Origin of the sequence: Amycolatopsis sp. NPDC051372, assembly GCF_040682095.1 — a bacterium.
Taxonomy (GTDB): domain Bacteria; phylum Actinomycetota; class Actinomycetes; order Mycobacteriales; family Pseudonocardiaceae; genus Amycolatopsis.
In genome coordinates this window covers 1-21,477 of record NZ_JBFBAF010000064.1, presented here as the reverse complement: position 1 = coordinate 21,477, position 21,477 = coordinate 1, and the positions used below count along the sequence as shown (strand labels likewise).

Here is a 21,477-nt window from a genome sequence, read left to right as displayed (position 1 = left end):
GCGCGCGTGAACGCGGCGGCGCGCGGTCTGCCGGTGCGGACCCGCCGGGGCGGCCTTCTCGCCGCGGCCGCGGGTGGACCGTACGACATCGTCGTCGCGAACCCACCCTACGTTCCCTGTCCGCCTGAGACGGAGCGACTCACACTCAGCTGTGACGCCGGCGAAGACGGTCGCGCGGTACTCGACCCACTGTGCGAAGGCGCCGTGGCACTGCTCGCTCCCGGTGGCGTGCTCCTGGTGGTGCACTCGACGATGTCCGATGTGGACCGTTCCCGGGAACAGCTGGCCGCGGGGGGACTGCGGACCGCGGTCGTGGCGCGGGCGCGGGTACCGTTCGGGCCGGTGCTGACCGGGCGGGCCCGGTTCCTGGGAGGACCGTGGATTCGTTGCGCCGGGGGTGCGGCACGAGGAGCTGGTGGTGCTGCGGGCCGAACGGTGACCGGGAGCATGCCGAAGGGTGCGGCGCCGGTCTTCGCTCCTCACGCACGGTTGACAGGGGATACGGTCAGCCCCCGCTTGGCCGCCACCCCCACGGCCGCGGCGACGCCTGAGGGGACAACGGGCCGCTTCGACGCCGCGGTCAAGGTAGCCAGCGCGGTGCGGAGAGCGCGGGACAGCCGGACGGTTCTGCTCACCGACGCAGTCCCCACAGTCTATTTCGGCGCGGAGCTCGCAGACCTCGTCGAGGCGATGTGGTCGTGGTTTTTCGACCGAAGAGATCGGCCACGTCGAGATGCTGGCCACGATGGTCGCCCGGTTGCTGGAAGGCGCGCCCGCCACGGCCACCGCGGAATCGGTGAAGGACCCGGTGATGGCCGCGGTGATCGGGCGATGGATCCGCAGCAGGCCATCGTCGCCGGGGGCGGGGCTGCCCGCCGACAGCAAGGGCACCTACGGGCCGCCGAGGCTGCTCAACGGCCGCTTTCCAGCCAGGGGACCAGGCGGTTGAGCGAGGTGAGCCGTCCGCGGTTGGGGACGGAGCGGATCGGGTGGCCCGCGACGCCCCAACTCGTCAAGAGCGTGTTCGCGGCGGCCCAGCCGGTGGCCGCGGCGCGCTCCATCAGCGCGACCGGGAGATCGATCCGGATGCCGTCGCCGGCCAGCACCAGACCCGGGGTGGCAGTGCTCACGGTGGGGCGGTCCGCGAAGCCGCGGACCTGGAAGAGGGGACAATCCTCCCTCCACAGCGTGATCTCGCCGACCGCCCGGGCGGCTGCGGTTTCCGGGTAGATCTCGCGGAGTCGTTCGTCCATCTGTTTGGCCAGGACCACCACATCGGTTGTGGTGGCGGCGTAGGCGTGCAGTTCCACGACGGAGCCACCGGTTTTCCGTGCCCAGCCGCGGGCTTCGCCCTCGTAGCGGTCAAGGACGCTGATGTTGTCCAAAGGCGGCACACTGCCGGTGCCCATGAACGCCGGCCGCGACCCGTCCACCGCGCGATCGAGCCAGAGCCTACGGACAAGAAAACCCGGAGCGGAGCGAAGTCCGGCGATACTGGCGCGCCAAGCGTCGGTGCCGAGGTCGGGCGACGCGTCGATCAGCGATTGCAGGCTGCCGACTTCGCACGCCAGCACGACGGCGTCGAACTCCACGGTGGAGCCTGCGGTGACGTGGAAAGCGCCGCGTGTCTTCTCGATGTTTTCGACGGCCGTTCCGATGCGGATCGTCACACCCCGTGCGGTCAGGTACTCGGCCAGGGGTGTCCAGAGTGCTTGGGAGAACGGCTCGGTCGGCACGTCGAAGATCAGGCCTTCGTTCGAGCCCAGGAAGTACAGGTGGAACATCACGGCCAGTTCCGCCGCGGACAGCGCGCGCGGATCGGCGAAGAAGCTGCGCGAGAACACTTCGAACGCCAGGTGCCTGGCCGCTTCCGGGAAATTGATGCCTTCGAGGAACGTCGCGGCGTCGAGGTTGTCGAGCCGCTCGTAGATGCCGGGCACGTGGACGGTCGCCAGGGGCAGTGCGGCGCGCCCGTCGAGAGCGAGCAGGTCGCGGAGCCGGAAAGTGGGGCTGCGCAGGGCGAACGCGAGTGCGTTCAACGGGGGAGTGGTGGGGAGGCCGCCGAAGGTGTCGGTGCGGCCGTGGGCGTCGAGCAGCGGATAGTCCGCGACGGGGGTGAGCCGTTCGAGTCGCGGGTCCGTGCGGGTCAGCAGCGCGCGCAGGTTGTAGTACTGCCGGAAGAAGGCGTGGAAACCGCGGCTCATCGTGACGCCGGTGCCGTCGGCCAGCCGGGCCGGCCAGGCCCCGACGCGGCCGCCGAGGTGGTCCTCGCGCTCGTAGAGGGTCACCTCGGCCCCGCGTTCGGCCAGGCCGGTCGCCGCGGTGAGTCCCGCGATTCCGGCACCTACGACGGCGACGTGAGGTCGGCGGTCGAGTTGTCCGGCGGAGTCGAGGCCGCCCGGCGCGGGATGGGTCACGAGCCGGCGGTCACGGCCGAGGGGCGCGGTCATGGTGTCTCCGGCGTGCGGGTTCCGACGACGGTATGCCCGATCCCGCTTAACCAGCCGGGCATCGTCTCGGCGCGGGTGCCGGCGAACCCGGCGTCGCCGAGGCGGAGGGTCAGGGCGCGGACGCCGTCGAAGGCGAGCACGCTGCGGTGGAGGTGGCGGTAGAGCGTCGCGTCGCCGGTGGTGACCTTGCCCAGCGGGATGATGATCGCGGCGCACACCACGTGCCACACGATCCGGGCCCGGCGGGAGTCGGCGACGGAGTACTCGTGCAGGGCGATCGGCGCGCCGGGGCGCAGCAGTCCGCGCAGCTTGCGGAGCTGGGTGTCCGGATCGGCGAGGTTGCGGATCAGGTAGGCCGCGAGGACCGCGTCGAACGGACCGGTGATCCCGGAGTGTTCGAGGTTTTCGATCGTGCTGTGCACGAAGCGCACGTTCGCGGGCCAATGCTTGCGCCGGGCTTGCGCCAGCATCGCCGCCGAGCCGTCGAACGCGGTGATTTCCGCGTCCGGCAGCACTTCCAGCAAGGCCGCAGTGGACGCGCCGGTGCCGCACCCGGCGTCGAGGACCCGCAAGCCCGCGCCGTCACCGGTCAGCCCGAGACGCCGGGCGGAGAGCCGGAGGTGGTCGTGGTAGCCGGGGCTGGCACCGACGAGCCGGTCGTAGGCCGCGGCCTCGGTGTCGAACGCCGCTGTCACCTGCACGCGGGGCAAGCCGTTTTCCTCAAATGGCCTCACTCGGTATTCTCCTTTCGCGCCGCCCGCTCCCACAGCAGCAGCACGGCGGTCACCAGTGCGTACCCGAAAAGGAAGTCCTCGATCGGGATGTTCCAGGGGAAGCGGAGTCCGGAGATGTGCTCGGGGGCGTAGCGCACGATCGCGTGGGAATCCTTGGTCAGCCACCCGTCGACCGGGATCTGGAAGCCGGTCACGACGGCGATGGTGATCCAGTAGCCCGGTTTGCGGAACAGGCCGGTCCGCAGAGCCAGCAGTTCGAGGGCGACGACCGCGAGTACGGCCGCGACCGCGGGCAGGGTGTAGCCCCAGGGGATCACCGCCGCACCCGCGGCCCGGTGAGGCGCCCCAACGCGGCCAGCGTGAGGCCCACCATCTCGTAGGTCAACACGCCGCAGATCGGGATGACGACGAAGAACAAGACCTCTTCGAGCGGGATGCCGAACGGGGTCCGGATCCCGGTGAGGCTCTCCGGTGCGTAGCCCCACACCCCGCCCGCGATGGCGACGGCGTCCCACACCAGGAACACGAGCGCCACGGGCAGCACGGCGCGGGCCAGCCGCCGCGGCCGCCGGTACACCCGGGCGCCCGCCAGTTCGAGTGGCAGCGTGATCAGGACGCAGGCACCGAGAACGGCCAGGTATTCCAGTTTGCCCATGATCAGGCCCCCCTCGGCGGAACCGGTGCCGGGTTCCGGAATTGCAGCCACTGGGCCCGGCCGAACGCGCCGGCCGCGACGGCCAGCCGGCGCGATCGCGGGACCACGGCTCGGTGGCCGAAGACGTTGTACCCGGCCCGCTCGATACGGCTGAGGATCTCCGCGTAGAGCCGGAAAGCGGTGGCCACGCAGGCCCGGGACACCGGGTGCAGCATGGCGATCCCGGGCCGCGCCTGTTCGTAGAGAGTCCGGGTGATGGCGATCTGGGCGGCGAGCGCGTCACGCACCCGCCGGTCCGCTGCGCCATGTTCGGCACACCAGCCCAGCCGGTCGCGATCCACCCCGAACGCGGCGAGTTCATCGGCTGGGAGGTAGACGCGGTCGCGGGCGAGGTCCTCGGCGACGTCGCGCAGGAAGTTCGTCAGCTGGAACGCCTTGCCCAGTGCCGCGGCGTGCGGGGCCGCCTCGTCGCGGCCGGTGACAGTGCCGAGTACGGGCAGCACCTGCAGCCCGATGACTTCCGCCGAGCCGTGCACGTAGTCGTCGAGTGCCGAGCGTCGTGGGTAGTCGGTCACGGTGAGGTCCATCCGCATCGACCGGAAGAAGGCGCGGAAGTGCCGGTCCGCGATGGCGTAGCGCGCGGAGGTGTCGATGACGGCGGCGACCAACGGATCCTCGCTGTGACCGTCGGCGAGGGCCGAGAAGAACCGCTGCTCGACCACGTCGAGTTCGGCGGCGATCGTGGCCGAGGTGGCGCCCGGGGCCGGCTCGTCGACGATGTCGTCGAGACGCCGTGCGAAGCCGTACAAGGCGTGCACGGCGGGGCGCTGGGGCGGGGACAGCAACCTGGTCGCGAGGAAGTAGGTACGGCCGTGGCGCGCGTTCAGCGCCCGGCACCGCTGGTAGGCCGATCGCAGGACCGGGTCGTCGATGCCGGCGGCGTCAAGTTCCTTGCGGGTCATCGTGGGCCCTCCGTTCCGAAGTAGGGGCCAGGCCCGGTGATCCGGTCGGCGGCCAGCCGCCCGGACAGCAGCACGGTCGGGACCCCGACGCCGGGTACCGTCCCGGCACCGGCCAGCACAACATTTTCCGCGCCACGGGGCAGGTTCCGCGGCCGGAACGGCCCGGTTTGGCCGAACGAGTGCGCGTAGCTGAACGGAGTGCCCGTCACCATGCCGCGGGCGGCCCAGTCCGCGGGGCTGATCACGTGCGAGACCTCCGCGTCGAGCCCGGGGAGCAGGCGTTTGCGGACTTCGTCGAGCAAGGCCGCCGCGGCGGGTTCGGCTTCACGGCTCCAGTCGATCGGGCCGCGTTCGAGATTCGGGGCCGGCGCGAGGATCGAGAACAAGTGACGGCCCGCCGGAGCGAGGTTCGGGTCGCTCGCGGTGGGCCGGGTGATGAGCAGGGACGGATCGCTCATCTGCCGTCCGTCGGTGATCAGTTCTCTGAAGGTCGAGGCCCAGGCGTGACCGAGGGAGAGGGTGTGGTGCCCGACCTCGGGCCAAGCACCGGCAGAGCCCACGTGCACGACGAGCGCGGACGGGGCGGGACGGAGCCGTCGCGGCCGCCGCGGGGTGCGGCCCAGCAGCCGGTAGCTCTCGGGCAGTTCGCCGGTGAGAACGACGGTGTCGCAAGGGATCCGGTCGCCGGAGCCGGTCAGCACCGCCGACACCCGGTTGCCGCGTCGTTCCAGGACATCAGCCCCATCGCCGTAGCGGAACTGCACACCGGCGGCCTCCGCGGCTGCGGCGAGCGCCCGCGGGAGCGCGGCGATCCCGCCTTCGGGGAAGTACACGCCGCCAACGGTGTCCATGTACGGGATCACGGCGTAGAGGGCCAGCGCCCGCATCGGTGATTCACCCGCGTAGAGCGCCTGGAAGGTGAACACGCGACGCAGCCGCTCGTCGCGGAGGAAGGTCGCGATTTTCGGGTCGAGCCGGCGGAACCCGCCGAGCGCGGCCAAGCGGGCCAGGTCACGGGACACGAGGCTCAGCGGCGAATCGATGTTCGACGCGACGAACCGGTCGAACTCGGCCCGGTAGAGCCGCGTGAGCCAGGTCCGCAACCGGCGGTACCCGGCGGCCTCGGCCGGACCGGCGAAGGCGCGTACTGCCTCGGTCATCGCTTCGGCGTCGGCATGGACCGGCAACCGGCTCCCGTCGGCGAAACAGGCGGTGTAGGCGGGATCCAGCCTCCGCAAGGGCAGATACTCGGTCATGTCGGCGCCGGCCGCGGCGAAGGTGCCCCGCACGATTCCGGGCATGGTCAGCACGGTGGGCCCGGTGTCGAGGTGGTAACCGTCGAGCTCCAACCGGCTCACGCGGCCGCCCGGGCCGGGACCGCGTTCGACGACGGTGACGCGCCGGCCGCGTCCGACCAGGTGCAAGGCCGCCGACAGCCCCGAAAGGCCGGCGCCGACGACGACGATCTCGTCCGTCCGGCCCGGTACTGTCCTCACTGGACACGTTCCGTGCAGCGAGCCGTGAGCACGGCGAGGGTTTCGGTCATCCGGGTCGGCAGGTCCGCACCGTCGATCGCGTCGAGGGCTTTCCGCACCTGCTTGTCGATCAGCTTCTCCAGCTGGTCCGGCGCGCCCGAGGCCATGATGGCTTCGCGGAGCGAGGCCACGGCTTCGTCGTCCATGGCTTCGCGGCCGAGGAGGCGCTGCAGTTTTCGCCGCAGGGGGGTGTCGGCCATCGTGATCGCGAGCGCGACGACACTCGAAGCTTTGCGGTCGCGCAGGTCCTGTCCCGCGGGCTTGCCGGTCACCGCCGGGTCGCCGAAGACGCCCAGGAAATCGTCTCGGAACTGGAAGGCTTCGCCGACCAGGGCACCGTAATCGCCAAGGGCTTGGGAGACCCGGGGGTCGCAGCCGGCCAGCGCGGCACCGAGCTCCAGCGGCCGGCGGACGGTGTAGTTGCCGGACTTGCGGCGGAGCACGTCCAGGATCGACTCCCAGCTCGGCAGGACCCGGGCGTCGTTCACCAGGTCGGCGAGCTGCCCGGTGGCCAGTTCCGAGCGCATGGCGTCGTAGTGCGGCCATCCACGCGCCAGCGTCGCGGCCGGGAGCCCGCTTTCGCGCAGCATCTGTTCGGACCAGACGAGGAACAGGTCGCCGGCCAGGATCGCCGCGGACTCGCCGAACCGGGCCGGCGAACCGCTCCAGCCCTGGTTCCGGTGCCAGCGGGCGAACTGGGTGTGCAGGGCCGGCCTGCCGCGGCGCAGGTCGGAAGCGTCCATGACGTCGTCCTGGGCCAGGGCGAAGCAGTGCAGCAGTTCGAGGCTGGCGACCGCGCGCACCGCGGCGTCGTCCTCCGGTGCGCCACAGCACCACCCGACGTAGGCGAACATCGGCCGCAGGAACTTGCCGCCGCGGACGAACTCCGGCAAGGCCGTGACGGCGAGCGCCCCTTCACCTCGCCCGCCGAACTGCTCGGCACAGCGTGCGCCGACGAATCCGTCGACGTGGGCGAAGAATTCCCCGCCGAGCGCGGTCAGCCAGTCGCCGCGACCGGTCGCCGCGGTGAGACCCTCTGTCATCGTCGCCATCCGGTTCCTTCCCGTTGCCCACTTCGTATCCGGCTCGTCCACTCAGGAGGCTCTGCCCGCGGGTTACCCCGCATCGGAGCGGGTAAGCCGGTCCGGTGACCTTCGAAGAGCAGCTCGACCGGCGGTGGCCGGCAGACTGGCCGATCCAGCCGTTCGGTGAACCCCGGTGGGCCCGGCAACGGCCGACGTACGGCGAATGCGACCCGGCCGTCATCGAGGCCGCCGTCAAACGGGCCGAGGCCCGGACGTCCGGGAACTGGTACGTGCTGGCAGCCAGCCGCGAGGTCCGGCGGGACAGACCCTTCGGCCGGAGCATCGGCGGGCAGGAGCTCATCGCTTGGCGCACGCGGTCCGGCGATCTGCGGGTCGGCCCCGGGGCGTGCCCGCACCTGGGTGCGCCCCTGGCTGAAGCGCGCCTCGACTGCGACGAACTGGTGTGCCGCTGGCACGGCCTGCGGGTCGGCGGCCGGGAGCGGGCGGGCTGGTCGCCTGTTCCGTCCTTCGACGACGGGGTGCTGGTCTGGGCGCGGCTGGACCGGCTCGGTGGCGAACCTCCGACCGCGGAACCCGCTGTGCCGGAGCGTCCCGAGCGCGGCGGGAGCGTGGACGCCGTCGCGACCGTGTCCGGCGTATGCGAGCCGGCCGACGTCGTCGCGAACCGTCTCGATCCCTGGCACGGCGCCTGGTTCCACCCGTACTCGTTCGCGCGGCTCAAGGTGCTCGACGCACCCGGGTGCACGGGCGTCGCCGACGAAGACGACCGCTTCCTCGTCGAGGTGACCTTCCGGCTGGCGGGGCGGTGGGGAGTGCCGGTGGTCGCCGAATTCGTTTGCCCCGGCCCGCGCACGGTGGTGATGCGCATCGTGGAGGGGGAGGGGAGGGGCAGCGTGGTCGAAACCCACGCCACCCCCCTGGGCATCGGGGTCGACGGGCATCCCCGGACCGCCGTCATCGAAGCGGTCGTCGCGGCGTCCGAGCGGGCCGGTTTCGAGGTCGCGCGCAAGGCCGCCGGTGCGCTCCGACCGCTGATCCGCCGGACCGCGGCGCGACTCTGGCGGGATGACCTCGCCTACGCCGAGCGCCGCTACCAGCTGCGGGCCACCGCTCGTTGACGAGGCAAGCCGCGCGGCGACGGGTACCTCCGGATCGCGGCTGTTGTCACTTCGTACCGGGCGCGGCCGGGGCCCTGCTGTGAGGGCTCGCGCCCCGGCCACTGGGCCCGATGGTGTGACCGCACGGCCTTGCCCGGCGAGGCAGAGTTCCAGCGGGCTCCGCATCGCAGGAGCGTCCCCGATGGCCTGTGCGGGTTTGGTCATGGGCGCGGCTCTGGTCGGCGTTCGCGGGGTCGTTCCCGCATCGGAACCGGTTGGTGGTTCCGGGGCCGGCACCGGCCAGGGCGGCCGGGCGGCACCGCCGGAGTATCCGGTGGCCTGGTGGTTGCTCGGTGTGTCGACGTTGCCTGGGCTGACGATGCACACGAGGACGCTGGGGTCGCCCCCGGCTTCCTGCTGCACCCAGCGCAACACCGCCGGCCGGCGCCCGTTCGACGCCGTCCGGGATCCGTGGTGGCGCACAGGACGTGCAGGTACTGCCGGGCGGAGTCGACGAGGTAGGCGTTGAGCTCGGCCCCGATCAGCCTGCCCGCGGCCTCGACGAGGCGGTGTAGCCGCTGGGGAGGAGCCGGCTCCGTACCAGTCAGGTCGGCGTGCCGGGAGGCGAGGAGGATGCCGCGATGCTGTCCGCCGCCGTCGGTCCCGTTCACCGACGTGGCCGGACGGCCGCGTGCAGCATCGCCTCGGCGTTGTCCTGCAACGGCGTGTGGGCTCACGAGGCCTCGTCCGCCAGCAGGAGAAACGCCATCTCCTCGGACACGTGGTCGCGGCCCATCACGGCTCCTTTGGCCGGGTCGACGATGTCCCTGGCTCGCAGCGCCGACCGCAGTTCGGTGCGAATCGCCGAGGTCGATCACCGAGCTTTCCTGCCACGCCGTCAGGCACGGCCCGGCCGACTGCACCGTCTCGGCGGTGAGCAGCAGGCCGGAAAGCCTGGCGAACTCGCCGGCGAGTTCGTCGGCCAAGCGCAGCTCGGAGTTCATCGGGTCCTTCTTCCCGCAATGCGAGTTGCCGGGCGGCTACCCGGCCGGGGTCGCGTCCAACCGGCACGCTGGTACGAGAAGCGAAACCGGTGTGCTCGCGCCGGACGCGGCCGACCTCACCGGGCACATGAAGCAGCACACGTCCACCTGGGCATGGGGGCGCCCGCCCTGCTGGTGCCCGGCAGCCGATCTTCGCGTCGGCGGGGAGGAACCGCTACCTCCCCGCCGGCCACGTCAGGAAACTGCCGGGGCCGATTCGGGACTGCCCGAGAGCTCCTTGATGAACTCGTGACACTGCTTCGCGCGAGCCGAGTCTTCTTCCATCACCCGACGGAAGAAGTCGGCGATGTCCTGTCGCTCGGCGTTGTCGGCGTCGCGCACGTACTGGCCGTAATCGTGGCCGGCTTTCAACGAGTGGTACTGCACGGATATCAGGTCGTACGTGACGTCGTCGAAACCGGTCTCTCCAGTGGCCATGTGGCGGGCTCCTCTCGAACATTACCGCTGTGGATGGGAAACACGGGCCGGTGTGGCACCGGCCGTGCGCTCGTGGTTCCCGCAGCCCACACCGGTAAACGTGGTTTGACCGGCCGGCGGGCGGGTATGTCCGCGGCGGCGGAGATGGAGGTGGTTCCGGTGGGTGGACCGCGCAGGGAGCCGGAAGGACCGACGAAGTTGTCGCGCGGCTCGTGGTGGGGGGTGCTCAGGCGCACGGTGCGGCAGTTCGGGAAGGACAACGTCACTGACTGGGCCGCTGCACTGACGTACTACGGCGTGCTGTCCATCTTCCCGGGCCTGGTGGTGCTGATCTCGGTGCTCGGACTGCTCGGACCGGGTGCCACGCAGACCGTGATCGACAACGTCAACCAGATCGTCCCGGGACAGGGCCGGCAGATCCTCGTGGGGGCGATCCGTGAGCTTTCGGGTTCCAGGGGGTTCGCCGGGCCGCTCGCGGTGATCGGGTTGCTAGGCGCGGTGTGGTCGGCATCGGGCTACCTCGGTGCGTTCATGCGCGCGGGCAATGCGATTTACGGCATGCCGGAAGGCCGGCCACTGTGGAAGATCCTGCCGCTGCGCGTGGCGCTGACGGTCGGCGTCGTGGTGGTCCTGGTGGTCTGCGCGCTCGGAGTCGTGGCGACGGGAACCGTCGCGCAGCGGCTGGGTGAGCTGCTCGGAGTGGGCCGGACCGGAGTCCTGGTGTGGGAGATCGCGAAGTGGCCGGTGATCGCGGTGCTCGTCAGCCTGGTGTTCGCACTGCTCTACTGGGCCGGACCCAACGTGCGGCAGCCGAGCTTCCGGTGGCTCACGCCGGGCGGACTGGTTGCCGTCGTGCTGTGGGTGCTGGCCTCGGCGGGATTCGCGCTGTATGTGGCCAATTTCGGTTCGTACAACAAGACGTACGGGTCGCTCGCCGGTGTCATCGTGTTCCTGGTCTGGCTCTGGATCTCCAACATCGCCCTGCTGCTCGGTGCCGAGCTGGACGCCGAGCTGGCCCGCGGCCGCCGGCTCGAGGCCGGCGGCGGGCGTGGTGAAGACGAGCCGTTCCTGCCGCCGCGTGACACCAGGGCGATGGACGCCGACGGAGCCGACGCCGTGGCCGGCGAGGTCTCTCGGGAATGAGCGCCGCGTCGACTGAGAGCGGGGCGGGTCATCCCCGCCGGCGTTCCCGTTGGCGCTCCTCGGTTTGGACGGGCGCTGGCGTGGTATTCGCTGTGCCCGGGGCACTCCGGCAGACATCGGCCGGCGAATCGTCTACGCCCGTGGAGGAAACCATGAGCACACCCGAATCGACCGGGTCACCGCGGAAAGCATGGAAGAAGACGCTGACTTCGGCGAGGAACACACCGAACCGACCTTCCGGGACCAACCTCCGGAGCCGTCGGGCACCAGGACGGAAGACGAGGGCGGCGGCGATCACGGCGGAATGGAGCCGCGGTAAGGCCGAGCACCCGAACGAAAGCGTGGTGCCGCATCTGCGTATGTCGGGTCTGGGACGCGAACCAGTTACGGGAGTTGAAGCGGTGTGAAGTGCCGCGAAGGCGCCGAGGCGCGAGGTGGTGGCCTGGACTTGGTGCTGTCCCTGACCAAGGATCAGATGGCTGCACTGGGAACCGACGCGGTGGAGCTGGCAGAGGCGCTGGACACGGTCCTGGTGGGGCTGGCGGCGATGCGGAAGGGGCGTGACGCCGAGTCGACGGGAGACGAGGCCAGTCTCGAGGACCGCCCGGGCGATACCGGACTCGCGTGGGATGAGCGGTTGCTGCGGGACGTGTGCGGACTGCTGGCCCATCTCGAGGGTGTGCGTTCCGCCGGCATCCGGGCGCACGCCCGCGACGGCGGGTCGTACGGTCAGCTGGCGGCGGCCATGGGCGTGTCCCGGACCACCGCGCAGCGTCGTCGGGACGACCTCGGGGAGCCGGGGCCGGCCGAGTTGTGGGCGACCGGAAGCCGCAGCGGGGTGAGCCACGCCGGCTCGCGGGTGCCGGACACGATGCGCTCGTGGTCGACGCCGTGGCCGGGATACATCCCGGTGGACATCACCCCGTCGGAACTCGTGGGCGCTGGACTGGAACGCAGCGTGCGCGAAGGTTGGGCTGATCCCTTCGCGACGCCGAGCGATGTCCCGGACTGGGCCGGCCGGCAGGCTGCTGCCCTGGTGCCGTACCGGCTCGATGAGCGGCGCCGGCCGCTGAACCCCACCGGCCGGACCGGACGATCTGGGCGGCACCTCGGAAGATGGGGCGAGAACCAGGCCGTGGACCCGATCGTCGTGGCCGGCGCCGGCGGCGCGGAACCACGGGTGTTGCTCATCCTGCGCCAGGACTGCGCGGAATGGGCCATCCCCGGCGGCATGGTCGATCCGGGCGAGACCGCCGCGCGTGCGCTGGTCCGCGAGTTGCGCGAAGAAACCGATGTAGACCTGGCCGGTATGGATCCGAAGATTCTGACGCGGACCTACGTGGACGACTGGCGGAACACCGACCACGCCTGGGCGTCGAGCACCGTGGCGCTCTACCAGATCGAGGAACCAGTTACGGCCACCGCGGGTGACGACGCGGCCGCGGTCTCGTGGTGTCCGTTCGCCAGCCTGGAGGGACTCGCGGCAGCGATCGAAGGTGCTGGAGGGAAGCTGTACGAGGGGCACCGGCCGCTGCTGTCGGCAGCTTTGAAGCACCTCCGCCTGGCCTGATGCTCCCTCGCCGGCCACCGCGTCAGGAAGAGCGTCACCTCCGGTCGGGAAAGACCGTGGCGGCCTGTGTACCCATCAGCGTGAGCTCGCCGTCGACGACGAGCGATGCGCCGGCACGTACTCGGCGGTGCAGATGGCCAGGAAAGCGATCGCGGCGGCGACTTCGCGGGCGTGGCCCGGCCGGCCGAAAGGAATACCGAGACGGTCCTGCGCTCTGGAGCCGGCTTCTGTCTGACCGGTCATTCGAGATCTCGCCCGGCGCCGCGGAGTTCACAGCGATCGCGTGCTTCGCGAGCGCCGGCACCCGCGACAGCGTGTGTTGGCCATCGTGCTCTGCGCGGGGTACTTCTGGTCGCCATCGTGGTGGCGACCTGTTTTCGGTCAATCGCATGCCAGGAGTGAAGACGCGACCGACGGCCGGTCCCGCCGGTTGATGCGGCCGGTGAGCCGTCCACTTCCGGCTGTCCTCAGCGCAGGCGGGTCGAGCCGGTGGTGCGACGGCACACGGTCGCACCACCGGCACCCGGACTCACGTCTGATCCTGCACGTTCTCCTTCGCTTGGCGCGCGTGGTCCCCGACGTCGCCGGCAGCGGACTGTGCTTCGTCCGAGACGGTCGAGACGGCCTCACCGGCCCTGGATTTGATCGACTCGGCGGTCCGCTGCACGGGCTCGGCCAGATTGTCCTTCATCTCCCGCGCGGCCTGCTCGACGGCTGGCTGGGCGTGTTCGCGCGCAAGATCCGTGGCTTGGCCCACGACCTCACGCTCCCGCTCGGACGTCGGCACCAACGAGGCGACCAGCCAGCCCGCGCCAAAGGCGATCAGGCCCGCGGCGAGCGGGTTGCCCTCGGTTCCTCGGCGAACCGACTTCGGGGCCTCACCAAGGGTTTCCGCCGCCGAAGACGCGGTGGATCGCACCTGGTCGGCCGCGTCGGAAGCCAAAGAACTGGTGTGGGACGCGACCGTACCGAGGGCGTCCTTGGCCGAAGGGATCTCCTCGGCCGTGCCCATCACCTTGTCCTTGGCATTCGTCATCGCCGAGCGCACACGCCCGACGCGCCGCTGCACGATCCGGCTGGGAGTCACCTTCTCGGTCAACGCGTTCACATCGGCACTCAGCTCCCGCTGGGTGGTCTCGATGTCGTCGCGGATCTGGTCCGGCTGGGTCATGTTCGCTCACCTCTGACAGCACCGGGGACCTGCTGGAGCGTGTCCACGGTCCGTTCTGGTTTCGGGTTGATTCGGCGCATCTCTCCGCGTCCTGTCGCGTACAGCACTACTCCGACCACAGCCCACACTGCCGCGACGATCAGCGCGGCCCAGCCGTGGTCCATCACGTTGGCCAAGCCCCACCACAGGGCCAGTGACAGGAACAGCAACACCATGTACCCGGCGAATCCCGCGCCGCCGAGCATTCCGGCGCCCTTGCCCGCTTTGCGGGCTTCGGACTTCATCTCGACCTTCGCCAGTTCGACCTCCTGGCGGACCAATGTGGAGAAGTCCCGCGTCACTTGCGTCATCAGCTCACCGACCGACACTTCCGACACGTCGGCGGTCGCAGTTCGGTGTGGCGGGGAGCTCGAAGGCTGGGTCATCACGCCACCCCCGACGACCTGGACCCCGGAACCGCGGGGTCGGGCTGCGGCGCGGTGAAGCCGCCCGGAGCGGCCGGATACTCCATCGCCGCCGGCGGTGGCGCTGTCAGCGGCTCGACCGGGTCCGCGCCGTTCGTCACGGAACTGGATGAAGCGCTGCCCGCGGATCGATCGTCTCCGCCGCCGGTTTGCGGCGAATCCTGCTGCTGGGCGAGCATTCCGCGGGTCAGCCGGCCGGCCAGGGCACCCGCGGCCGCGGCACTCGCCAGGAACAACGCGGGTCGACGGCGCGCGAATCCGCGGATCTCGCTCACCAGGTCCCCGGGTTGCCGTTCCTCGAGCCACTGCGCTGTCGAATGCGCGCGCTCGGACAGTTGGCGCGTCAAGTCCGGCCCGACACCGGGTCCGTCTGCGCGCTCGGCCATCACGCCAAGCTGGTCGGCCAGCGTGTGCAAGCTCTGGGCCGCCTTCTGCTGGCCGTCCCTGGCCTGGGACATCATGAGATCGCGGCTTTCCCGAAGCAGGTCGCGAGCGTCCTCTTTGGTCTCTGCCGCAACGTGTTTGGCCGTCGCCGCAGCTTTCTGCGCAACGTCACCGCTCCGCTCGGCTGCGGTCGAGGTAACCTCCTTCGCCTGGTCCATCGCAACCTCCGTCGCGCCCGGTGAACCGCCTGCGTGCTTCGGCGGCGATTGGCCGCCTCGTTCCTCTGTCATGTCGTCTCCCGCATATCAGCGCGTTGCCGCGCCCCTTGAACGGGCGGCGCGAATGTGCGACCACCCGCATTGGGCGGTGGGCTACCCTCGCCGCCCAAAGACAAACTGCGCGTTTTTTCAGCCGAACGTTGCGAGAGCCTCCTGGAGGGCGCGCGACTGGCGGCCAACTCGTCCACTCCTCGGTTTGGGCGGGCGTCGGCGCGACCGGGTCACTGCGGAGCCGGAACCGATCACGGACGGGGCTCCGCGCGGTGACCAGCGGCGTGGCGCGTGCCGGTTGCGCCCGGTGGGCAGGCCTGCTCCGAAGCTTTGATCAGTGCGTCGTAGACGGCGAGGTCGAGATCGCCGCTCAGCCTGTCCGGCAGGTTGTTGCCGCGAGCCCGGCCGGCGACGGCGTACCTCAGTTCGCTCGAGTCATGCGCGCCTGTCGGCTTGCGCCGGTGTGACGCAGGCTGAGGGTCGTCCGGCTCACTCGTCGGTGCCACGCACGGCGACTCCTCGTTGTCCGCTGATCAGCGGTCGTGAGGGGGTGCACGCCGCGGCGTACCGGCATCCCGTTGCAGGGCCCACGCGCTGCGGAGGAATTCCTGGTGGCGCGACCGCTCCGTGCGGCTGTGGCTTGCCCGCCGGCGGTGTCGGACAGGAACGTCGCCCGCGCGAACACGTGCGCGATGGCGGGATCCGTGTGGCGGAAGGATTTTTTCAGCTCCTCACCCAGCTCGGGGCGCTCCTCGTTGCCCATGATCGCGGGGGCCATGGTGGCCGGCCAGCCGCAGGTTCTGGTCGCGGCAGAACCCGTGGGCGAGCAGGTCAGCCCGGCGCCCGGCGGCGTGTCGCCCGGCGTCGCCGAGCCCCCGGGCTCCAGCCCGGGAACCTCATCCGGCTCGGGTCCGGGTGCGGTCGTGCGGTCACCTTCTCCTCGTCGAGGTCCGGTTCACCGGCTACCGCGAGGAGCGGTGGATAACACCGGCGGTTCCGCCGTTTCGGCAGGACCGTGTGCAGGAACAGCAGGCGCATGCGGCCAGGAACCCTGCGAACGCAAGTCCGCCGCTGCCCGCGAGCACGTCGGTGAGCAGCGCCAGCGCCGCCGTGACTTCGGCGAAGACGAACAACGCGTGCCAGCTGATGCGCTCGGCCGCGGCGCGCACTACGAACGCCCGGGCGGTGAACGACCTCGGCAGCAGTTCGGCTTGCGAATTCCCGCAACGCGCGGCGGTCGTCCGCCTCCGGCTTCGGGTGTCTCCCTGGTCAGCGGACGGGCTTGAGCGGGTCGTGGCCGAGCGACATGAGCCGGTGGCGCCAGTGCGCCTCCCCGGCGACGGGTTCGAGGTCCTCGCGCCGTTCGGCGCGTACGCGATCGACCACCGTGCGCATCACGGTCTCGTCGTGTTCGTCCACATCGGACCTGCGCTTGCCGAGGATCGCCAGCACGTCGTGACCCTTGGGGGTACCGGCCTGGTCGGGCAGCGGTTCGTCTTCGGGGCCGGCGTCTCGGGTGCGCAGCCAATCGGAGAGCTCACGGGAGGTCATGTTCACCACGCGGTGGAACTCCGTCCACAAGTCCTCGTCCATGCGGGTCACCTCCGGTTCGGGTTCGTCGGTTCAGGACTCGCCGACGGGCGGCGGGGCGGGTTCGTCGTCGTCGGCCGAAAGCTCGGGTTCCCGCCAGTCCTCGGCGCGCGTCGGGCCGTTGCCTTTCAGCTCGCCTTGCAGTTCGGCCTTGAGCTCGTCGTCCGCGCGGGGCGAGTGCTGGGCGCTTTCCCGGGACATGGGCACCTCCTCGATCGGTTCGGCGGCGGTTACCCGGTGATCCGCTTCGGAAACGCGGCCGTCGCCAGCTCGGCGACGGCGCGCACCACCTCCGCCGGGTCGACGCGCTCCAGGCAGGGGTGGCCGGGCACCGGGCAGACGCGCGCGCGGCTGTCGCGGCACGGCGCGTGCTGGTCGCCGAGCAGCGCCGCGGGCACGCCGTAGGGCGCCCAGCGCGCGGCCGGCACCACGGGCGCGAACAGCGACACGACCGGGGTCCCGGCCGCGGCGGCCAGGTGTGCCGCCCCGGTGTTGGGTGCGACGACGACCTGCGCGTCCGTCAGCACCGAAGCCAGCGCGGCCAGCGAAGTCCGGCCGCCGAGGTCCACGGCGCAGTGCCCGGCCACGTGCTTCGTGAGCTCGCGCTCGTCCCGCGCCCCGGTGACGACGACGCGATGCCCTTGCGCTGTCAGGGCGCGCACCAGCCGACGGCTCCAGTCGGCCGACGGGCGGCGCGCCGGCACGGACGCGCCCGGGTGGACCACGACGTATGGTCCGCCGCCGGTCAGATGGGTGGCGGGCGGGAGCGGCCGGCGCAGCGCCAGGCCGCCGTGGTCGCCGGGCGGCAGCCGGAATCCCGCCGCTTCCGCGAGCGAAAGCATGCGCACGGCTTCCGGTGGGTCGCCGTCGACGCGGTGGCGCAGGTCGAGCAGGCTGCCCGGGTAGTCCTCGGAGATCGCGCCGACCCACGGCACACCGGCCTGGCGCAGCAGCAGCGCGAGGGGCAGCGGCGACTGGTGGAACGACGTCAGGATCAGTGCCCGGTCCACGGCGCGCTCGCGGACCTCGTCGACGAACGCGCCGGTGTCCTCGGCGGTCGTGGGCGGCGGTTCCGGGTCGATCCACGGCGCGCGCCAGGTGAGGTGCTCGTCGACACCGGGCAGCAGCTCGCCGGCGGGGCGTCCGTTCGGCCCAGTCAGGAGCGTGACGCGCGAAGCGCCGGCGGCCACGGCGCGCACGCAGGGCCCGGCGAGCAGGACGTCGCCCAGGTTGTCCTGCCGGGCCACGAGGACGTGGGTCATCCGGCGACCCCGGCCAGACGCAGCGCCTCGGTCAGATCCCGCGCGACGGCGGCGTGGCGGCGTGCGTGCTCTACTTCGACGTCGAGCGTGCGCTCAGTCGGCACCAGTACCGCGCGGGCCCCGGCGGCGAGAGCGGCGCGGACGTCAGCCCCGGTGTCGCCGATGACCACACACGCCGCCGGGTCCACGCCCAGCTCGGCCGCAGCCCGCAGCACGAGGTCGGGCGCGGGTTTGCGGCACGCGCAACCGTCACCGTCGTCGTGGACGCACACCTGCCAAGTGCCGAACGGACCCAGCAGCTCCTCCACGCGCGAGTTCACCGCCGAGAGCTGTTCAGGCGTGATCAGTCCTTTCGCGACACCCGACTGGTTGCTGACGACCCCAACGGGCACCCCGCGTTCGCGCAGCCCGCGAACCAGATCGACGGCGCCGGGCACCGGGCGCACGCCGGCGGGGTCGTCGAGGTAGGGGACGTCGGTGATCAGCGTGTCGTCGCGGTCGAACAGCACTGCCACGGGCGGGCGGCGGCGCCGGGCGGAGATCTCGCCGCGCAGCCGGTGGTAGCAGGCGACCGGCGGGATGAGGACGCTGGTCACGACCATGCGCGCCACCTCGCCTGGCGTCAGGGGGCCGGCCGCGACGCGTCGTGCGGCGAACTCAGCCGTGAACCCGGCCCACACGCCGCCGGCGAGCACGGCTTTTCCGCGCCGGCCGGCCAAGGCGAACCCGAGCGCGGCGAGACCGGCCACTGTGGACACCGCGTGCTCGCCGAGCCGGCCGCGGCCGGCGGCGGTGCGCTGGCGCCAGAGCGCGCCGTGCTTGGCCCGCATCAGGGCGTTGTCGGCGTTGCCGCGCTGCGCTTTCACACTGGCGAAGAAGCCGGAGTTGCGGGCGGGGTGGGTGGTGAGCCTTTCCCCGCGTTCGATGCTGTGCCCGTTGAGCGTGACGCGCAGCGCGAGGTCGGAGTCTTCCCGGAACGCGCGCGGGAACCGTTCGTCGAACCCGCCGGCCTCGACGAGGGCGCTGCGCCGGTAGGCCATGTCGGCGGTGATCCACTGGGCGTGCTCGAGCCCGGCGGTGCCGCGCTCGTCGTCGGTCGGGGACCGGTCGCTCGGCAGCGGCACGGTGATCCGCGCCTGGGAAGCGGCAGCGTCCGGAGGGAGCGCGGCGAGGTCGTCGGCCAGCCGTCGGGGCCAGTCGTCGGCGAGCACCACGTCGTCGTCGACGAAGGCGATCCACTCGCTTTTCGCGGTGCGCCAGCCGAGGTTGCGGGCGGCCGCCGGACCGCGGCCGCCCGAGCGCAGCACGCGGACGCCGGCCGGCACGGCGAGCCGCTCGCCGCCGGGCCGATCGTCGACGACGAGAATTTCGGCCGGACGCGGCCCGTGGCCGGTGAGCAGGGTATTGAGCAGCGGCCGCAGGGCGTCGCGGCCCATCGTCGGGATGACCACGGCGTAGTCGGGTAAGGCAGTCACCGCAGCGGGCTACCCGGTGAGCGTCGGGCGAAACGGGTGTCGAACCGCGGCACGCGGGTAACCCCGGAGCGAAGCGAAGGAGGTGCGGATGACCGCAGGGACGATCGAAATCCGGAACCCGGCCGACGGGACCGTGGTGGGCGCGGTGCCCGTCGCCAGCGAGGACGAGCTCGACGCCGCACTGGCGCTGGCCGGGCGGACCTGGCCGGGCTGGGCGCGCACGCCGGCGGCCGAGCGCGGGGAGCTGCTGCACGCCGCGGCGGCGCGAGTGCGCGCGCACGTCGACGAATTGGCCGAGCGGAACGAGGCCGAGACCGGCCGCCCGCGGGCCGAAGCGGCCGAAGGCGTGCTCGCCGGCGCGGGCACGCTGGACCAGTACGCGGAGCTGGGCCCGGTCCACCGCGGGCGCAGCCTGCTGGGTGACTTCGGGGCCACGGACCTGATGGTTCCCGAACCGCGCGGGGTCGTCGTGGTGTTGACGCCGTGGAACGATCCGGTCGCCGTCGCGTGCGGGCTCATCGGCGCGGCCCTGATCACCGGCAACACCGTGGTGCACAAGCCGAGCGAGCGGGCGCCACACACTGGGGCACTGCTCGGGGACGTGCTCTCCGGCGCGCTGCCGCCTGGTGTGTTCCAGACCCTGCAAGGTGACGGCAGCGTCGGGGCCCTGCTGGCGATGCGGGAGGACGTCGACGTGATCGCCCACGTCGGCAGCACCGCGGCCGGGCGGTCGATCGCCGCGAGCGCGGCCGCGACCGGTGCGAAGACGTTGCTGGAAAACGGCGGCAACGACCCCGTGGTGATCGACGAGGACGTCGACCCCGTGTGGGCCGCCGCGCAGGTAGCGCTCGGTGCATTTGCCAACTCCGGGCAGATTTGTGTGGCCGTGGAACGGATCTACGTGCACGAGGCCGTTGCCGAGCCGTTCCTCGCCGCGCTGGTGAAGGAAGCGCAAGCGCGCACCCTGGCTCCGCTGGTCGATCTGCGCCACCGCGACCACGTGCACTCGCACGTCGAAGACGCCCTCACGCGTGGCGCGCGGGCGCTGACCGGGGGAGTGGTGCCCGACGGCCCGGGCGCGCACTACCCCGCCACCGTGCTGACGGATTGTGAGTCGGACTTGCGCGTGATGACGGAGGAAACGTTCGGCCCGGTCGCCCCGGTGCGAGTTGTCCCGAGTTTCGAAGCGGGGCTCGCCGAAGCCGCGCGCGGCGACTACGGACTCGCGGCGACCGTGCTGACCGCGTCGATGTCACGCGCGCAGCACGCCTGGCGTGAACTGCCCGCGGGCACGGTGAAGGTCAACGCCGTGTTCGGCGGCGCCCCCGGCGGGGCCTCGCACCCGCGGCGGCGCAGCGGAAACGGCTACGGCTACGGGCCCGAGCTGCTCGACGAGATGACGCAGACCAAGCTGGTGCACGTCGCACCGCCCGGGCCCTGACCGGCGAAGCCGAGCGCAGCGACCAGCCCTCGTGGACGATCGCCGCGCTCGGTGCGGTCCGCGGCTGGGTCAGGCTGTGTCCGACCGCCGGCGGTGGCATTCGGTGCACACCATCGTCTGTCCGAGCAGCGCGCCGTCGCCGGACAAGAGCCGGGCGACGTGGAGCGTCGGCTGGCCGCACTTCTCACACGGAATCGGCTGACTGTCCTGACTGATGATCATCCGGTTAGACACGGGATCTCCTGAGAGTGGTGGTCCGGACCGCGTACCCCCGTGCCTGAACCACACGCCTCCGGGCAGAGCCGGTCAGCAGTTCCTTCGGCGTCGACGTCGAGCAGCGTGTCGCCGAGGACGACCAGCGGCTTCACGCGGCGACCCCGAGCGCCTTGTCCAGTTCCTCGCACAGGGCGTGCACCAGTGCGAGGTGCATCTCCTGCACGGTGGCCACCGACGGCGCCTCGACCGTGACGGCGTCGTCGCACAGCGCCGCGAGCGGGTTGGGCGCGGGCCCGGTCAGCGCCCAGGTGGTAACCCCCAGCTCGTGCGCGGCTTTCGCGGCGGCCACCACGTTCTGGCTGCTGCCGCTCGTGGACAGGCACACCAGCACGTCGCCTGGCCGCCCATGCGCGTGCACCTGGCGGGCGAAAACCTCATGGTCGCCGTAGTCGTTGACGATCGCGGTGGTCGCGGAGGTGTCTGCGTGCAGCGCGATCGCCGACAGCGGCCGGCGCTCGGCGCGGAAGCGGCC

General features: G+C 71.5%; 22 protein-coding genes and 2 pseudogenes. 5 read left to right on the top strand and 19 right to left on the bottom strand.

The genetic code is table 11. The features are described from left to right. Window positions 1-706: 706 nt before the first annotated feature. A pseudogene (locus AB0M56_RS49110) lies at window positions 707-870 on the top strand (manganese catalase family protein); the annotation flags it as partial. 41 nt (window positions 871-911) lie between these two features. On the opposite strand, the gene AB0M56_RS49105 reads toward AB0M56_RS49110, so the two are convergent. Genes AB0M56_RS49105 through AB0M56_RS49075 form a run of 7 tightly spaced genes read right to left on the bottom strand, consistent with a single transcriptional unit; the run spans window position 912 to window position 7,388 of the window. Then, a complete protein-coding gene (locus AB0M56_RS49105) occupies window positions 912-2,450 on the bottom strand; it encodes an NAD(P)/FAD-dependent oxidoreductase (protein ID WP_364190151.1) in 1,539 nt (512 codons plus the stop codon). Further along, window positions 2,447-3,160, bottom strand: coding sequence for a class I SAM-dependent methyltransferase (locus AB0M56_RS49100; RefSeq protein ID WP_364190148.1), 714 nt, complete (start codon window positions 3,158-3,160; stop codon window positions 2,447-2,449). Before AB0M56_RS49100 ends, AB0M56_RS49105 begins: the two co-directional genes overlap by 4 nt. 20 nt (window positions 3,161-3,180) lie before the next feature. Beyond that, entirely contained in the window at window positions 3,181-3,501 is a 321-nt protein-coding gene (locus AB0M56_RS49095) for a lycopene cyclase domain-containing protein (protein WP_364190146.1), read from the bottom strand. Continuing rightward, window positions 3,498-3,839 carry a lycopene cyclase domain-containing protein gene (locus AB0M56_RS49090; RefSeq protein WP_364190144.1) on the bottom strand — a complete coding sequence of 114 codons (342 nt, stop codon included), beginning with the start codon at window positions 3,837-3,839 and terminating at the stop codon, window positions 3,498-3,500. The genes AB0M56_RS49095 and AB0M56_RS49090 overlap by 4 nt, the downstream gene beginning before the upstream one ends. 2 nt (window positions 3,840-3,841) lie before the next feature. Continuing rightward, window positions 3,842-4,801, bottom strand: a complete 960-nt coding sequence (locus AB0M56_RS49085) for a phytoene/squalene synthase family protein (protein ID WP_364190141.1) — start codon at window positions 4,799-4,801, stop codon at window positions 3,842-3,844. Next, complete coding sequence (crtI, locus tag AB0M56_RS49080) at window positions 4,798-6,297, bottom strand: phytoene desaturase family protein (protein WP_364190139.1); 1,500 nt, start codon at window positions 6,295-6,297, stop codon at window positions 4,798-4,800. Before crtI ends, AB0M56_RS49085 begins: the two co-directional genes overlap by 4 nt. Continuing rightward, window positions 6,294-7,388, bottom strand: a complete 1,095-nt coding sequence (locus AB0M56_RS49075) for a polyprenyl synthetase family protein (RefSeq protein ID WP_364190137.1) — start codon at window positions 7,386-7,388, stop codon at window positions 6,294-6,296. Before AB0M56_RS49075 ends, crtI begins: the two co-directional genes overlap by 4 nt. A gap of 95 nt (window positions 7,389-7,483) precedes the next feature. Here AB0M56_RS49075 and AB0M56_RS49070 point away from each other — a divergent pair, with 95 nt between their 5' ends. Continuing rightward, the gene (locus AB0M56_RS49070) at window positions 7,484-8,500 is read left to right on the top strand and encodes a DUF5914 domain-containing protein (protein ID WP_364190135.1); all 1,017 of its coding nucleotides are present in this window, start codon (window positions 7,484-7,486) and stop codon (window positions 8,498-8,500) included. Window positions 8,501-9,212: 712 nt separating this feature from the next. Here the strand turns inward: AB0M56_RS49070 and AB0M56_RS49065 are convergent. Next, entirely contained in the window at window positions 9,213-9,329 is a 117-nt protein-coding gene (locus AB0M56_RS49065) for an ANTAR domain-containing protein (protein WP_364190154.1), read from the bottom strand. Between the two features lie 388 nt (window positions 9,330-9,717). After that, complete coding sequence (locus AB0M56_RS49060; RefSeq protein ID WP_364190133.1) at window positions 9,718-9,960, bottom strand: acyl carrier protein; 243 nt, start codon at window positions 9,958-9,960, stop codon at window positions 9,718-9,720. 126 nt (window positions 9,961-10,086) lie between these two features. Between AB0M56_RS49060 and AB0M56_RS49055 the strand changes: the two genes are divergently transcribed. After that, a complete protein-coding gene (locus AB0M56_RS49055) occupies window positions 10,087-11,103 on the top strand; it encodes a YihY/virulence factor BrkB family protein (RefSeq protein ID WP_364190130.1) in 1,017 nt (338 codons plus the stop codon). Between the two features lie 475 nt (window positions 11,104-11,578). Continuing rightward, complete coding sequence (locus tag AB0M56_RS49050; protein ID WP_364190128.1) at window positions 11,579-12,673, top strand: NUDIX domain-containing protein; 1,095 nt, start codon at window positions 11,579-11,581, stop codon at window positions 12,671-12,673. Between the two features lie 75 nt (window positions 12,674-12,748). Here AB0M56_RS49050 and AB0M56_RS49045 read toward each other — a convergent pair whose 3' ends face one another. From AB0M56_RS49045 to AB0M56_RS49005, 9 genes and pseudogenes are all read right to left on the bottom strand, one after another. Beyond that, window positions 12,749-12,916, bottom strand: coding sequence for a hypothetical protein (locus tag AB0M56_RS49045; RefSeq protein WP_364190125.1), 168 nt, complete (start codon window positions 12,914-12,916; stop codon window positions 12,749-12,751). A 286-nt stretch (window positions 12,917-13,202) separates the two neighbouring features. Then, window positions 13,203-13,844 (bottom strand): DUF3618 domain-containing protein, encoded by a 642-nt coding sequence (locus AB0M56_RS49040; protein ID WP_364190122.1) that lies wholly within the window; start codon window positions 13,842-13,844, stop codon window positions 13,203-13,205. Further along, window positions 13,841-14,194 (bottom strand): phage holin family protein, encoded by a 354-nt coding sequence (locus tag AB0M56_RS49035; protein WP_364190120.1) that lies wholly within the window; start codon window positions 14,192-14,194, stop codon window positions 13,841-13,843. The genes AB0M56_RS49040 and AB0M56_RS49035 overlap by 4 nt, the downstream gene beginning before the upstream one ends. Before the next feature lie 74 nt (window positions 14,195-14,268). After that, entirely contained in the window at window positions 14,269-14,910 is a 642-nt protein-coding gene (locus AB0M56_RS49030) for a hypothetical protein (RefSeq protein ID WP_364190117.1), read from the bottom strand. A 472-nt stretch (window positions 14,911-15,382) separates the two neighbouring features. Continuing rightward, window positions 15,383-15,871, bottom strand: a pseudogene (locus tag AB0M56_RS49025) (DUF6480 family protein); the annotation flags it as partial. A 359-nt stretch (window positions 15,872-16,230) separates the two neighbouring features. Next, window positions 16,231-16,554, bottom strand: a complete 324-nt coding sequence (locus AB0M56_RS49020; RefSeq protein ID WP_364190114.1) for a DUF3140 domain-containing protein — start codon at window positions 16,552-16,554, stop codon at window positions 16,231-16,233. 30 nt (window positions 16,555-16,584) lie between these two features. Then, window positions 16,585-16,752: a hypothetical protein gene (locus tag AB0M56_RS49015; RefSeq protein ID WP_364190111.1), complete on the bottom strand. Its 168-nt coding sequence runs from the start codon at window positions 16,750-16,752 to the stop codon at window positions 16,585-16,587. A 29-nt stretch (window positions 16,753-16,781) separates the two neighbouring features. Beyond that, window positions 16,782-17,813 (bottom strand): glycosyltransferase family 9 protein, encoded by a 1,032-nt coding sequence (locus tag AB0M56_RS49010; protein WP_364190108.1) that lies wholly within the window; start codon window positions 17,811-17,813, stop codon window positions 16,782-16,784. Continuing rightward, window positions 17,810-19,288, bottom strand: a complete 1,479-nt coding sequence (locus AB0M56_RS49005; RefSeq protein ID WP_364190105.1) for an HAD-IIIA family hydrolase — start codon at window positions 19,286-19,288, stop codon at window positions 17,810-17,812. The genes AB0M56_RS49010 and AB0M56_RS49005 overlap by 4 nt, the downstream gene beginning before the upstream one ends. An 88-nt stretch (window positions 19,289-19,376) precedes the next feature. Between AB0M56_RS49005 and AB0M56_RS49000 the strand changes: the two genes are divergently transcribed. Continuing rightward, window positions 19,377-20,729, top strand: coding sequence for an aldehyde dehydrogenase family protein (locus AB0M56_RS49000; protein WP_364190102.1), 1,353 nt, complete (start codon window positions 19,377-19,379; stop codon window positions 20,727-20,729). A gap of 364 nt (window positions 20,730-21,093) precedes the next feature. Here the strand turns inward: AB0M56_RS49000 and AB0M56_RS48995 are convergent. Further along, window positions 21,094-21,477, bottom strand: a 384-nt coding sequence (locus AB0M56_RS48995) for an SIS domain-containing protein (protein ID WP_364190099.1), incomplete at its 5' end; no start/stop codon positions are given.